Genomic DNA, 14,210 nt, shown 5'->3' on the forward strand with positions numbered 1-14,210 from the left:
CGTCGCTGTCGCTGACGTACGCTAGCCCGGCAGGCCGAGGTAGGCCTCCAACTCCGCCAGACCGACGTTCTCGGTCGCGGACGAGGTCGAATCGACGGTGAACCGCACCGAGGTGATCGATCGCGCGGGGAAGGCGACGATGGTCGCCGAACCGTCATTGTTCAGAGCAGGCACCGCCACCGTCGAGCCGTCCGAGAAGCGCAGCTTGCCGCCCGTCACCCGATCGGCCGGGTTGGGACGGTCGTAGAGGTAGATGCGGTCAACCTGCACCGCGGCCGACCACGACAGATCGAGCCAAGCACCGGCGCGCTCGCCGTTCGACGACCACTCCGCTGTGCCATTGGCCGGCCACCCGGAGATCACCGCGTCGATGGCTCGGGTGGCTCCCTGGCCGGTCGCCTGCGACGAGGCCATGATGTTCGCATTGCGGGCGACATTAGGGCCGGAGTACGGGTCGGGTCCTGCCGTCGGCGTCGGCTCGGGAGCAGGCGGGGGTGGTGGCGGCGGAGGCGCCGTCGGGTCACCATCGTAGGCCTCGAACTCCGCCAGTCCTGCATTCTCGGTGGCCGACGAGGTCGTGCGGACCGTGAAGCGCAGGGTCGTGGTGGCTCGCGCGGGGAACGTGACAATCGTCGCCGAACCGTCGTTGTTGAGCGCTGGGACGTCGACGCTCGAACCGTCCGAGAACAGCAGTGTGCCGCCTTGAATGTGATCGACCGGGTTCGGGCGGTCGAAGAGGCGCACACGGTCGACCTGTCGAGCGCTCGACCATGACAGTTCGGCCCACGCGCCGGCACGCTGTCCGTTCGACGACCACTCCGCCCCGGCGTTGGCAGGCCATCCGGCGATCACGGCATCGATCGCCGCGGTGATGGGCTGACCTGCCGCCTGCGTGGACGCGGAGATGCGCGCGTTGCGCGCGAGGTTGGGCCCGTTATAGGGGGCGGGCCCGGCTACCGGCTCGGTACCCGGCTGCGGGACTGCTGCGGGATCGCCGTGGTAGACCTCGAGCTCGGCGAGGCCCGCGTTCTCTGTCGCCGACGATGTCGAGTCGACGGTGAAACGCAGGGAGGTGGTGTTCCGCGCGGGGAAGGTGATGAGCGTCGCCGAGCCATCGTTGTTCAGCGCGGGCACCGCGACCGTCGACCCGTCTGAGAAGCGCAGCGTTCCGCCTTGAATATGGTCTGCGGGGTTCGGTCGGTCGTACAGCCGGACCCGGTCGACCTGCTGCGGGACCGCCCAGGATAGAGCGATCCAGGCTCCGCTGCGCTGACCGTTCGATGACCATTCCGCACCCCCGTTCGCCGGCCACCCCGCGATCACGGCGTCGATGGCCGCGGTCGCCGCCTGACCGGGCGCCTGGGAAGACGCCGCCACGCTGGCGTTGCGCGCGGTGTTCGGGCCAGAGTACTGCGCAGGGCCGGGAACCGGGGTCGGCTCGGGCGTCGGCTCGGGATCGGGATCAGGGTCGGGCGCTGGGACGGGATCGCCGTTGTACGCTTCGAACTCGGCGAGCCCGACGTTCTGGGTGGTCGACGACGTCGAGGTGACGGTGAACCTCACCGAGGTGACGGTGCGCGCCGGGAACATCACAACTGTCGTGGAACCGTCATTGTTGAGCGCGGACACCGTCACGATCGAACCGTCGGAGAACCGCAGGGTTCCGCCCTGCACGTGGTCGGCCGGATTGGGGCGATCGTACAGGTGCACGCGATCGATCGGCTGCCCGGCCGGCCAGTGCAGCTCGATCCACGCGCCGGCGCGCTGGCCGTCGGACGACCACTCGGCGAGGCCGTTCGCGGGCCAGCCGCTGATGATCGAGTCGATTGCACGCGTCGCGCCCTGACCGGCCGCCTCAGACGACGCAGCGATGGTGGCGTTGCGTGCAACGTTCGGTCCCGCGTACGGGGCCGGACCAGCTACGGGCGTGGGGCCGGAGTCTTCGACCGGCGACGGGTCGCCGTGGTACACCTCGAACTCGGCGAGGCCGACGTTCTGCGTGGTCGACGATACCGCCGTCGCTGTGAACCTCACGGAGGTGACGGTTCGCGGCGTGAAGGTGACGACGGTCGAAGTGCCGTCGTTGTTCAATGCAGGTACCTCGACGGTCGAACCGTCGGAGAACCGCAGCGTTCCCCCCGTCACCTGGTCGGCGGAATTGGGACGGTCATGCAGGTGCACCCGGTCGATCAGCTGGCCTGCCGACCAGTTGAGAGCGATCCACGCACCGGCGCGCTGTCCCAGCGACACCCACTCCGCCCCGCCACTGCCCGGGTAGCCGCCGACGACTCCGTCGATCGCGCGGACGGCCTCCTGACCAGTGGCGTGCGTCGACGCCTGCACTTTGGCGTTGCGCGCCAGATCGGGGCCGTTATATGGCGCCGGACCAACGACGGGCAGCACGTCGGCGACGAGTGGGGCCCGGTACTGTCGCTCGGCCCAGTCGGCGACGACGCCGCTCGGGCATCCGTCGCCGGAGTTGCACAGTTCCGGATCGTGCGCGGCGTAGCTCCGCAGGGTCTCGATCTTCCGCACGAGGTCCGCGTCGGCCACGTTCGGAGCCTGCGACACCACCCCGTAGTCCTGGTACGAGCGCACCTCTCCGGTGAAGCCGAAGAGCGCCTGCAGGGCGATCGTGCTCCCGGCGGTGTGATCGGAGTGGTTGTTCTGCTCCGGCCGGGCATCCTGAGTGCGGATCACCTGCGGCTGCACCTGGGACACGACGGCCGCGAGCGTCTCGATGAGCTGCGGCAGTGTGTACGTCTGCGACGCGTCCACCGCGGAGATCGAAGGGATCGCGCCTGTCCAGAGTCTCATCAACGACTGATTGCCCGTGCCGGCCGTGCCGTTGCCCTGGATCCCCCCGTCGGGGAGGCGCAGATAGATGAAGGCGGATCGGCCGCCGGCGAGAGCCGCCGTGGCCACGGATCTGCCTGCGTAGGTGCGGTTCTGCAGCTGCCACGCCGTCTCAGGCGCCAGCCCCAGCATGTGCGCGTAGGCGGCGCGTGGCCCCGCCTCCCGCTCCTGCCAGTAGCTCGTGGGCATCCCCACGTCACCGGCAGTGAGGAAGACGGTCGTGACGCAGGCACCGGCGTCGAGGTCGTGCTGTATGTCCGGGTTCATGAACAGCAGGTCGTCGTCCTGATGGGCGACGATCGTCAGAGATCTGCTCGTGCACGCGTCCGCTGCCTGCGCCGGCAGAGCCGCCAGACCTGTGAGCGTCGCGGCCATGACTGTCACGGTGGCCGCGGAAAGCGCCCTCGCCAGTCGTCCCCTTGTTCTGAACACGGCAGATCCCCAGTGCGTGTCGACATCCGCCTCGCAGCGGATGATCCCATAGACAGTCACCCCAGATGACTGCTTGCACTGACTCTAGTGCTCGCGCGTCTCGCGCACAATGCGAACCATGCTGGCGACGATCGCGCCGTTCACCTAGCCTTTCCCTATTACTGGGGGTGATCATCGTGGCCAAGCCCTACGTTCTGTGCGCGCTCATCGCCGCGTTCGGCGTCATGCTGATCGGCTGTACTGCCTCGGCGGGCGCGCCGACGCCGTCCACCGCGCCGCCTTCCATCACGCCAACCGATAGAACATCGCCGGCTGCGGCCTCCATCGTCAACGCGCCGCTGAGCGCGGAGGCACTCGAACGAGTTGACGAGCAGCGCATCTTCTTCGCCCACCGCTCGGTCGGAGAGGACATAGTGACGATGGGTCTGCCGCAGGTCTTCCGCCGATACGATGTCCCGCCGCTGCGCGTGGTCGACGGGCTGCCCGACGGCGCGGGGTCACTGGGCAACCACTGGCTGGATCAGACCGACGATCCCGGCACCAAACTCGACGACTTCAAGACGTGGATCCGCGATGAAGGCGTGCCTGCGCACGCCGATATCGCCGTGATGAAACTGGGGTACGTCGATGTGACCGCCGACACCGACGTGCTGGCGCTATTCGACGCCTACCGCTCGATGATGGAGGAGCTTGAGAGCGCGTACCCCCAACTCACGTTTCTGCACGTGACCGTATCCGTGACCGACTGGGTTCCCGAGAACAACGCCGCGATCGAGAGGTACAACCAGCTGATGCGCGCGGAGTATGGGGCGGGCGGTCTGCTGTTCGACCTCGCCGCCGCGATCTCGACGTGTTCCGATGGCGAAGCGAATCTCCACGTCACCGAGAGAGGCCAGGCCTACCACCGGATCTGCCCGGAATACACGAGGGACGGCGGCCATCTGAACGAGCGCGGAGCTGAGGTGGCAGCGGAGGAGTTCCTCCGGCAACTCGCGGCGATCAGCCGCTGAGCCGACGAACGGCCCGCCCTCTGGCCGCGGGCGTTTCTGGCTCGCTGGCTTGCACATCGGGCGCACCGTGGCTTGCCACCTCACGCAGCACCCGCGCGTGGGCAGACAGCATCGTTTCGAGCGCGAATGCCTCCGGCAGCGCCGCTCGCGGCCGTGACGAGCGTTCTGCCTGACGGTTCAGCGCTTCGGCGAATATCGTGCGATTGCTCTGGCGCCAGCGGCGTCGCTCGCGTGCGACGGCCCAATGCGAGACGTCGCGACTCGCACGAGGCACCACTTCGCCCATTTGCGCGTCGGCCGCGATCAGCTGTGCAGCGAAGCCGACGTCCGAGAGCACGACGGGCACGCCCATCGCCACCGCCTCCAGCGCCACCATCGGCCCGCCCTCGGCGAACGAGTCCAACGCGAAGAGGTCGGCACCCGCCAGCAGCGCATCGGGATCGGAATCGGCGAGCAGATGCACTCGATGCCCGAGCGGATGCCGCCGTCGCACGGCATCCGCTCTGCGCACCTCGAGCCAGCTTTCGGGCGCTCCGGCGATGATCAGACGCAGTCGCGGATCGGCCTGGGCGGCGAGCAGGAAGGCGTCGACCAGCCCCGCAGCATTCTTCTGATCGCTGTACCGCTGCAGCCCTAGGACAAGCACATCGTCGTCGGCGATCGGGGCGCCGACGGCGGCCGACACCTTCGCGCGCGCCGCGACGCGGGATGGTCGCAGGCGAGACGTCGTACCGGGGACGCCGTTGACCACGACATGCACATCGCGCGATCCGAGCCGAGCGATGAAGAAGTTTCGCACTGCGGCACTCACCGCGATGCTGGGCCCCGCGTCCGCGGTGAATTCCGTGAGCGCCAGCCAGACGCGCCGGCTCAGGTACGCCTCCATCGCGTGGAACACCATGACGCTTCGGCGGGCATACGGGGCCAGCGCAGCGAGCAAGTCCGGTTCGAGGCGGTGCACCTGGATCACATCGGGATTGCTGCGACGGACGTGCTCGGCCAGCATCTCGTTCGGCACCAGCGAAACACGCGCGCCCTGAGCGCGGATCTCGTCGGCGCAGCGCCCGCCCGCGGTGCAGACGACCTCCACCTCGATGCCATGAGCGGGAAGGCCGAGGGCGAGGGCGGCGACGACCGTCTCCACTCCGCCCGAGTCGAGCGCCCCCGCGACGATCATGCAGGTCGTGCCGCTCACTGCAAGGCGCCGCAGGTCAGCGTCGCGCGGTGCTGCGGAGGCGTCGCAGCGCGCCGCCTCGGCGCAGGCCGCGGTTTCGGCCGCGGCGCCATCCCGCGGCACGCACGGCAGCCCGCCGGGGAGACGGAGCGCGTTCATCGCGCGTCGCCAGTGCCCGAAACGATAACGCGGCGGGATGACGTCGGTGATGATGGTCAGCGCCTGCAGCACGATCCAGGGGGCGCCGTCGCGCAGCCGAGTTCGGCGACGATCACGCTCCACTGCGCACAAGACGAAGCTCCCGTCGTCCCCATGACCACATCGAGGCGCCGTAGACCGCGACAGCGGCTGCGCCGCCGACCAGCAGCGCGGCGATCGGCTCATCGATGAGCATCCGCGCCCCGGTGGCGACCGCGATGGCCGGAATCGCGCCCAGCGTGGGGGCGAGCGCGTCACGCAGGACCTGTCGGATACGTACGCCCGATGCGCGCAGCACGATCAGGTGCATCGGCAGGATGACGATCACCGAGACCGCGACATGCACCCAGGCAGCGCCTTCGATGCCATAGCCGGGGATGGTCATGATCATGCCCGCAGTGAGCAGCACGATCCAGACGATCTGAATGTAAAGCACCGGCCGCGACCGGCCCTGCGCGTAAAGGAACCCCGTGGCGATATCGAACACCACGCGAAGCGCGCCGTAGATGCCCAGCGCTGCGAGCACCGGCGCCGCGGGCAGCCACCGTTCGCCATAGAGAACGCTGATCACCGGTGCGCTGAGCGTTGCGAGAAGCCCACACGTCGGCAGCGCGAGCGCCCAGCCGATTGCCATGAGCTTCGAGACAGCGTGGCCGGCATCGTCGGTACGAGAGAAATACGGCAGTGAGATCGAGCGCACGACCTGCGAGAGCGCGCTCATCGGCCAGCTGGAGATGTTGAACGCCAGGGTGTAGAAACCGAGCGCCGTGACGCCGGCCATACGTGCGAGCACGATGTTGTCGACGTTCAGCAGCGCCCAGGCGATGAGGTTCGCAATGGCGATCGGCAGACCGAACGCCAGGATCGGGCGGAGCCGTTCGCGGTCGAGACCGAAACGGGGCCGCACTCCCGCAAGAACGAACTGCAGGGTCGACGCGGTCAGCTGTGCCGTCACCCGCCCGATCGCCAGGCCGATCACGCCGAAGCCGAGACCGACGAGGGTGAGGGTCACGGCAGTGTAGACGACGAAGTCGACGACGCCGATCCAGAACAACTCGCGCTGCTGGAAGCGGCGCAGCATCATGGCGTACGGCACGATGCTCACGCCGGCGAGGAAAAGCGTCAGCGAGAGGATCGCCAGAGCGGGGGCGGCTTCGACGCTGCCCAGCAGCTCTGCGAGACCGGTGCTCGTCACCATGGTGAGCGTGGTGGTGACCACTCCGGTGATCAGCCCGAGTGTCGCGATCGTCGGCGCGATCCGCTCGGGCTCCTCGCTGCGCACCAGATCCGACGACAAGCCCAGATCGGCCACTGTCATGACGATCGACTGCACCGCCAGCGCGATCGCGAACACGCCGAACTGCTCGGGGGTGAGGATGCGCGCCAGGATGATCCCCACGACCAGGCTCCCGGCGCGAAGCACGATCGAGCTCACGCCGCTCCACGCCGCTCCCCGCACCGCCCGTGTGCGCAGCGAACGATCGTCGCCCGCGGTGCTTCGGCCTGCGCGCTCACGCAACGACATGACCGAGCATCTCGCGGTTGTCGTAGTCCTGCGTCACCACACGGCCGGGTACACCCGCCACCAGCGCGCGCGGCGGCACGTCGCGCGACAGCACCGTGCCCGCCGAGATCGTCGCGCCGTTGCCGACGCGGATCGCTCCGACGATCGTCGCGCCGGGACCGATCCATACACTGTCGCCGATCTCGGGCAGACCCTGGTCGCCGCGCGACGCGCGCTGTCCGATCGTCACGTTCTGGTGAATCACCACGTTTCTGCCGATCTTCGCACCGCCGATGATCACCCCGTGGCGGTGCATCAGGAGCAAGCCCGGCCCGATGTCTGCCTTCGGAGAAATGTCGCAGTGATCCACGTGCGTCGTCCAACGGTTCCAGACCCTGTGGAGGATGACCAGTGGCAGCGCTGCGAGCGGCGCGCGCGCTCGCATCCGCTCAGCGAACCGCCCGAACCTGTGGCATGCCACGCAGTGCAGCTCGGAGTTCGAGAGCACGAAGCCGATGCGGCGCGGCAGCGACGTGCGTTCGCCGTCGAGAAAGGATGCGGTCATGCGCGCGAGGTCAGCGGCGAGCGGGTTGCGTCGGCGCCCCTCGATGCTCTTGAACATCGCCGTGTCGCCGTCAGGAGCGTGTCTTGGCCGCGATGAAGCGCGCAAGGTTCTCGATCGAGTCGAGATTCTCGGGAACCGACTCGTCATCGTCGACGTGCAGCCTGAATTCCGCTTCGAGGAACTCGATCAGCTCGAGCACACCCGTCGAGTCGATCACTCCCGTCTCGAGCAGAGAGTCCGTTCGCAAAGGCATCCGGTCGGCATCGCCGAACAGGAAGCTGCTGAGGATGAAATCCTCGATGCGCGCGTCGACAGTGAGCATGGTCGTTCCCCTTTTGTCCCCTACGCGGCGATTGCCGTTCCCCCTAGAACGACCCTCTTGTCCCCAGACCCGCGTGCTCTATTGTGCTTAGCACGGCTGCATGCCGTGCGTCGCTCAGCCAGAAGGATACTCCATGATCCCCTGCATGTCTGCTCTTTCGACCTCCGCCGCGGGCGGGTGCTGACATGTGCGGCGTGTGCGGCGTCTACGACCCGGATGGGGCTGCCCCGCTCGAGCTGATCCTGCGCATGATGACCGCGCTCCGCCACCGGGGGCCCGACGGCAGTGGATGGTACCGCGACGACGTCATGGCGCTCGGGCACACCCGGCTGTCGATCGTCGACCTCGCGGGGGGCACCCAGCCCATGGCTGGCGAGGAGGAGCGGGTGTGGGTGGTCTTCAACGGCGAGATCTTCAACCACGTCGAGCTGGCACGCGAGCTGACCGCCCGCGGGCATCGGTTCCGGACCGCCAGCGACACCGAGGTGATCGTGCACGCCTGGGAGGAGTGGGGGCCCGACTGCTTCCGCCGTTTCAACGGCCAGTGGGCGCTCGCTCTGTGGGACCGGGTCGCGCGGCAGCTGGTGCTCTCGCGCGACCGTTACGGCATCCACCCGCTGTTCTACGCTGCCACCGGGCGGCGCGTCGCCTTCGCCTCCGAGATCAAGGCGCTGTTCTGCGATCCGGGCGTCCGCCGCGAGCTCGACCCCGACGGCCTCGATGACCTGCTGACGACCTGGTCGGCCGGCGCTCCGCGAACGCTGTTCGAGGGCATCCGGCAGGTGCTGCCAGGCACCTGGCTGACGATCGACGCGCGCGGGATGACGACCGGCGAGTACTGGGCGCCCGCGTTCCCGCCGCAGGGCTCGGAGCCCGACCGCGACATCGACGAGAACACAGAGCGCCTGCGGGAGGCCGTCGTCGACGCGACCAGACTGCGGTTCCAACGCAGCGACGTGCCGGTCGGCGCGTATCTGTCCGGCGGGATCGATTCAGCGGTCACCGCAGCCGTCATCGCCGGATTCGCCGACACCGAGGTGCACACCTTCTCTCTGCGGTTCACCGACGCCGAGTTCGACGAGGGCCATCACCAGCAGCTCATGCACGAGCGACTGGGCACGGCCCATCGCGAGCTCGTGGTCAGCGGCCGCGACATCGCAGAGGCGCTGCCCGAGGTGGTGTGGCACGCCGAGAGTGCGCTGCTGCGCGCTGCACCCGCCCCCATGATGCTGCTCTCCCGGCTCGTGCACGCCGAGGGCTACAAGGTGGTGGTCACCGGCGAGGGCGCCGACGAAGTGCTCGCGGGCTACGACATCTTCCGTGAGGCGAAGGTGCGTGCGCTGATGGCCGAGGAGACGGATCCGGATGCCAGGCTGCGCCTGGTCGAGCAGCTCTACCCCTGGATGCGGCGCTCGCCCGCTCAGGTGCCGGCGTTCGCCCAGTCGTTCTTCAACCGTCCCTTCGACCCCGACGATCTCGTCCTCTCGCACCGCCCGCGCTGGCAGACCACGTCCTCGATCCAGTCGATGCTCGCGCCCGACCTGCGCGTATCCGGAAGCGCCGCAGCCGATCGCGTGATCGCAGCGATCCCCGCCGGCGCCGACCGGTGGGATCCGCTGTCTCGAGCGCAGTGGCTCGAGATGCGCACCCTGCTGCCCGGCTACCTGCTGTCATCGCAGGGCGATCGGATGCTGATGGCCGCCTCGGTCGAGGGACGCTTCCCGTTTCTCGATCATCGGGTCTTCGAGGTCGCCGCGCGCATCCCGGCCGAGCAGAAGCTGCGCGGGCTCGACGAGAAGCACCTGCTCAAGCGGGCGTTCGCCGACCTGGTGCCGGCGGAGATCATCGACCGGCCCAAGCAGCCCTACCGCGCGCCCGACGCGGCGAGTATCTTCGTCGCTGACGCGCCCGGCCGGCTGACCGAGGCGACGTCGCCCGACGCGGTCACCGCCGCGGGCATCTGGGACCCGCGTGCCGTGCAGCTGCTCTGGGACAAGGCACTACGCAGCGGCGGACGCGGCATGGGCAACACCGACAACATGCGGGTGATGGCCGTGCTGACCTCGCAGCTGCTGCACCAGATGCTCGTGCAGGACTGGCGTGCGCCCGAGCCGACGCCGCCCACACCGGTCGCGGCGTTCCACCGCACCACGATCGGCACCCGAGAGCCGGTTGATCACAGGATGTCCGGTATGGGGCCGGCTGACCAGGGGAGATGACATGACGGATTTCGGAGCACAGAGCCTCGCGATCGACGAGGCCGCGGAGGTCGAGCGCATCTGCGAGCGCCTACGGCGCTACGTGTCGGCGGCGCGTCGCCGTGGGCTGGTGGTTGCGGTGTCGGGCGGCATCGACTCCAGCGTCGTAGCCGCACTCAGTGCGCGCGCGCTGGGACCCGAGCGAGTCTTCGCCCTGCACCTGCCCGAGCAGGAGTCGTCGAGCGAGACACTGTCGTACAGCACCGAACTCACCGACTGGCTCGGCGTGGACTCGGTCGTCGAGAACATCACGCCGATCCTCACGGCCGCCGGCTGCTATCGCCGACGCGACGACGCGATCCGCTCGGTGATCCCGCAGTTCGGCGAAGGGTGGAAGTCGAAGATCGTGCTGCCGAGCGTGGTGGACTCGGATGCTCTGCGGCTGTTCTCGGTGGTCGCCGAATCGCCTCAGGGCGAGCAGGTGACCGCGCGACTGACGTCTGCCGCTTACCTCGAGATCGTCGCCGCCTCGAACTTCAAGCAGCGCACTCGCAAGATGCTCGAGTACTATCACGCCGATCGTCTGAACTACGCGGTGGCGGGAACCCCCAACCGACTCGAATACGACCAGGGATTCTTCGTCAAGCTCGGCGACGGCGCCGCCGACATAAAGCCCATCGCCCACCTGTACAAGACTCAGGTCTATGCGCTCGCAGCGTACCTGGGCGTGCCAGAGTCGATCCGCTCGCGCCAGCCCACCACCGACACCTACTCGATGCCGCAGTCGCAGGAGGAATTCTACTTCTCGCTCCCCTACTCGCTAATGGATCTATGCCTGTTCGGACTGAACCACGGCGTCGATGCAGAGACGGTGGCGACAGCCGCGGATCTTCGCCCCGATCAGGTCGAGCGCGTCTTCCGCGACATCGAGCAGAAGCGACGCAGCACCGCCTACCTGCATGAGGCACCGGTGCTCATCGAGCCGGTCGAGGAGCGGTCCCGGCTGGAACTCGTCTGACCTGCCGCCGGATGCCGTCGGTGCGATCTGCGCGGCACCGGGCAGCGCGCCGGCGTGCGCGATCGCCAAGGCGACCTCACCCAGACGGCGTGAGAGGGCGTGCACGACGAGGTCGGGACTCACTCGAGCCCCGACCCAGCCCGACAGCTGCACGTCCCACGCCTGCGTCGGCCCGAGCGCACGCACGGTGATCTCCGCCCAGGGAACGGCGTCGCCGACCCGTGCAACGCCCAGCGCTTTCCACGCTGCCTCCTTCACCGCGAAGCGCTCTGCCAGGGCACCGGCCGGGTGGGGTGCCTGAGCGGAAGCCGCCCGTTCATCGGATGAGAACCAGCGCGTGGTGAAGGAGTTGCCACGGGTGTGCATGAGGTGCGCGAAGCGCGGTACGTCGACGATGTCGACGCCCACTCCGTGCAGCCGTGCCTCAACCATCGAGGCCGGCGATGATCCGAACGAGTTCGACGGCGGCGATCCGGCCGCCGGCCTCGTTGAGATGCCCGGCATCGGCGCTGAGCGCCGCATTCATCACGTGGTACTTCTCACCGCGCTGATCGCGCACCTCCGGTGCGGTCGCCAGCGTCGCCTGGACGGCCGCGACATCGAACAGCCGACTCCCGCCATACTCCGCTCTGACCAGGGCGTTGTAACGCTCGCGGGCACGGTTGTCAGCCGGCCCCATCTGATCATCGATACCGACCAGCGCCTTGAGGTTCGCACGCCAGCTGCGGTCGGTGGTCAACGGCACAGTGGTGTACAGGAAGGTGATGTCGGGATGCTCCGCCTCGAGCTCGGTCATGAGGGCATGGTATTCGGCGAACACCGCCTCCGTGTCGGTACCGGCGGTGACATCCAGATAGCAGAGCTTGACGAACGCCACATCCGCGCCCGCCCCTGCGGCCGACTCGACCAGCTCGCGGAAGGCCGCGAACTTGCTCGAAGGGTCGCCGTTCACACCGACGAAGGCGTGCTCGATCGCCGGCGTCGCGGGCACGGCATCCGGATCCGCCCCGACGTCGATAATCGCCGGCGGCTCACGACCCGCATCGCGATACAGCGCGGCGATCCCGTCGAGCACGTTCATGCCCACCGACTGATGCCCGAACAGCACCGCGGTGCCGGCGAGCGTGTCGAGCTGCGCCTCTCGCACCTCGGGGAGGGCGACCTGATCGGTCGGTTTGGGTGCCACGAACCACACTCCGATCCCGACGAGCGCCGCGAGCGCCGCCGATGTCACGATCCAGCGCCATATGCGCTTGGCGGGCCAGTTCATGCGGGCACGCTCCGCGCGGACGAGAGCGCGCGCAGCTGCTCGCGCACCTCACGTTTGACGACCTTCCCGCTGCTGTTCAGCGGAAGCCAGTCGACGAAGTGCACGAGATCAGGAACCATGTGCTTGGGCAGCCGCGCTCGGCAGTGGGCAATGAGGTCATCGGCATCCAGCGTGGCGCCCGCCGGACACACCACAGCGACCGCGACGACCTCGCCTGCCGCCGGGTGCGGTACGCCGACCGCGGCGACCGAGACCACTTCGGGCAGCTCCATCACGGTCGCCTCGACATCCTGACTGGCGATGCGGTGCCCCCATGACTTGATGAAGTCCTCAGCCCGATCGACCACGTAGATGTATCCGTCGTCATCGACCGTGGCCAGGTCGCCGGTATGCAGCACCCCGTTCGGCATCTTCTCGGCCGTGCGCACCTCGTCGTTCAGATAGCCCGGCGAGATGCTGTCGCCGGCCGCCCAGATCTCTCCCACCTGCCCTGGCGTCACGTCGGCGCCGTCAGCGCCGACCACACGCAGACTCACACCGCGCAGACCGCGCCCGATCGACCCCGTGTGCCCATCGAGCTGCTCGGGCGGCAGGTACGACAGCCGGGCCGTCGCCTCAGTCTGTCCGTACATGATCAGAAGGCGCGCCCTCGGGTGCGCGACCCGTATCTCGTCGATGATCGCCGGCGACATCTTCCCGCCCGCCTGCTGGATCTGCCGCAGATCGGGCAGCGACCGCGACCCGAACGAGCTGTTGCGCATGAGCGCGTAGAACGTCGAGGGCACCCCGGCCAGGCCGGTGCAGCGTTCCGATTCGAGCTTCTTCACCACCGCTTCGAGGTACACGAAGGTCGGCTGATTGACCAGGCAGGCGCCCGCGCGAAGGTGGGTGTGCAGCAGCGAGGCGCCGAACACATACGAGAACGGCAGCACCACCAGCATCCGGTCGTCGGGGCCGATGCCGGCGTAGTCGAGGATCGACTCGGTGTTCGCGCGGATGTTGCGGTGGGTGATGCGCACGACTCGCGGTGCGGCGGTCGTGCCCGAGGTGAAGAGGTAGGCGGCGTCACTGTCATCGTCGACGTCGCAGAAGGTGAGCGCTGCGGGCGACGGATCACGCAGATCCTGCTCTGCGTCCTTCCCCGTCAGAACGCTGACACCCGGCGGCAGCTCGTGTCGGCGTGCCTCAGCTGCGCTCAGCACAGCGGCCTGGCAGCCGACCCAGCGCGCGCGGGACCGGAGCTCGTCCGCGGTGAGTGTGGCCGGCATCGGCACGCATACCAGCCCGGCTGCCATCGTCGCCAGATAGCCGGCCACCCAATAGAAGCTGTTCGCGCCCGCCAGCGCGACCGGAGCACCGCGCGGCAAGCGCAGCTCGTCGAATCTGCCGACGAACCCGGCGACTGCCGCCCGCAACCGTCCATAGCTGTACGACGTGTCACCGTCGACGAACGCGGTCGCATCGTCGGGCGCCGCCTCGAGCAGGTATCGCGCTGTGTTCATGACTCCCCCAAGAGTCCGACTCCCCCACAGAGCCGTGCACGATCAGATCATACGCAGAGTCGACTGGTGGACGGAAGGCCGCGTTCTGCTGAGCGGACAGCGCTGGTTCGACTGGCATGCGCGCTAGAGTCGAAGCGCGACGCTGTCACACGCGTCGCTGG

General features: G+C 68.3%; 10 protein-coding genes and 1 pseudogene. 3 read left to right on the forward strand and 8 right to left on the reverse strand.

From position 1 onward, the window contains the following. Positions 1-21 precede the first annotated feature (21 nt). The gene (locus PGB26_RS01155) at positions 22-3,231 is read right to left on the reverse strand and encodes a PIG-L family deacetylase (RefSeq protein ID WP_271638479.1); all 3,210 of its coding nucleotides are present in this window, start codon (positions 3,229-3,231) and stop codon (positions 22-24) included. 224 nt (positions 3,232-3,455) lie between these two features. Between PGB26_RS01155 and PGB26_RS01160 the strand changes: the two genes are divergently transcribed. Continuing rightward, positions 3,456-4,298, forward strand: coding sequence for a hypothetical protein (locus PGB26_RS01160; protein WP_271638480.1), 843 nt, complete (start codon positions 3,456-3,458; stop codon positions 4,296-4,298). On the opposite strand, the gene PGB26_RS01165 is transcribed toward PGB26_RS01160, so the two are convergent. From PGB26_RS01165 to PGB26_RS01180, 4 genes are all read right to left on the reverse strand, one after another. Beyond that, positions 4,288-5,856, reverse strand: coding sequence for a glycosyltransferase family 4 protein (locus tag PGB26_RS01165; protein ID WP_271638481.1), 1,569 nt, complete (start codon positions 5,854-5,856; stop codon positions 4,288-4,290). The two genes, PGB26_RS01160 and PGB26_RS01165, sit on opposite strands and share 11 nt — an antisense overlap. Continuing rightward, positions 5,744-7,195, reverse strand: coding sequence for a lipopolysaccharide biosynthesis protein (locus PGB26_RS01170; RefSeq protein ID WP_271638482.1), 1,452 nt, complete (start codon positions 7,193-7,195; stop codon positions 5,744-5,746). The genes PGB26_RS01165 and PGB26_RS01170 overlap by 113 nt, the downstream gene beginning before the upstream one ends. Continuing rightward, positions 7,182-7,619, reverse strand: coding sequence for a serine O-acetyltransferase (locus PGB26_RS01175; protein WP_271638483.1), 438 nt, complete (start codon positions 7,617-7,619; stop codon positions 7,182-7,184). Before PGB26_RS01175 ends, PGB26_RS01170 begins: the two co-directional genes overlap by 14 nt. 190 nt (positions 7,620-7,809) lie before the next feature. Beyond that, complete coding sequence (locus PGB26_RS01180; protein ID WP_271638484.1) at positions 7,810-8,061, reverse strand: acyl carrier protein; 252 nt, start codon at positions 8,059-8,061, stop codon at positions 7,810-7,812. Between the two features lie 185 nt (positions 8,062-8,246). Between PGB26_RS01180 and asnB the strand changes: the two genes are divergently transcribed. Both asnB and nadE read left to right on the forward strand, forming a co-directional pair. Next, positions 8,247-10,280 carry an asparagine synthase (glutamine-hydrolyzing) gene (gene asnB / locus PGB26_RS01185; protein WP_271638485.1) on the forward strand — a complete coding sequence of 678 codons (2,034 nt, stop codon included), beginning with the start codon at positions 8,247-8,249 and terminating at the stop codon, positions 10,278-10,280. A 1-nt stretch (position 10,281) separates the two neighbouring features. Next, entirely contained in the window at positions 10,282-11,277 is a 996-nt protein-coding gene (gene nadE, locus PGB26_RS01190) for an NAD(+) synthase (RefSeq protein WP_271638486.1), read from the forward strand. A gap of 240 nt (positions 11,278-11,517) precedes the next feature. Here the strand turns inward: nadE and PGB26_RS13865 are convergent. The 3 genes and pseudogenes from PGB26_RS13865 to PGB26_RS01200 form a co-directional block, all read right to left on the reverse strand. Next, positions 11,518-11,799, reverse strand: a pseudogene (locus tag PGB26_RS13865) (4'-phosphopantetheinyl transferase superfamily protein); the annotation flags it as partial. After that, complete coding sequence (locus tag PGB26_RS01195; RefSeq protein WP_271638487.1) at positions 11,702-12,547, reverse strand: SGNH/GDSL hydrolase family protein; 846 nt, start codon at positions 12,545-12,547, stop codon at positions 11,702-11,704. The pseudogene PGB26_RS13865 and the gene PGB26_RS01195, both read right to left, overlap by 98 nt. After that, positions 12,544-14,049 (reverse strand): class I adenylate-forming enzyme family protein, encoded by a 1,506-nt coding sequence (locus PGB26_RS01200; RefSeq protein WP_271638488.1) that lies wholly within the window; start codon positions 14,047-14,049, stop codon positions 12,544-12,546. The genes PGB26_RS01195 and PGB26_RS01200 overlap by 4 nt, the downstream gene beginning before the upstream one ends. Positions 14,050-14,210 lie beyond the last annotated feature (161 nt).

The organism is Microbacterium sp. nov. GSS16 (assembly GCF_028198145.1).
Lineage (GTDB): Bacteria > Actinomycetota > Actinomycetes > Actinomycetales > Microbacteriaceae > Microbacterium.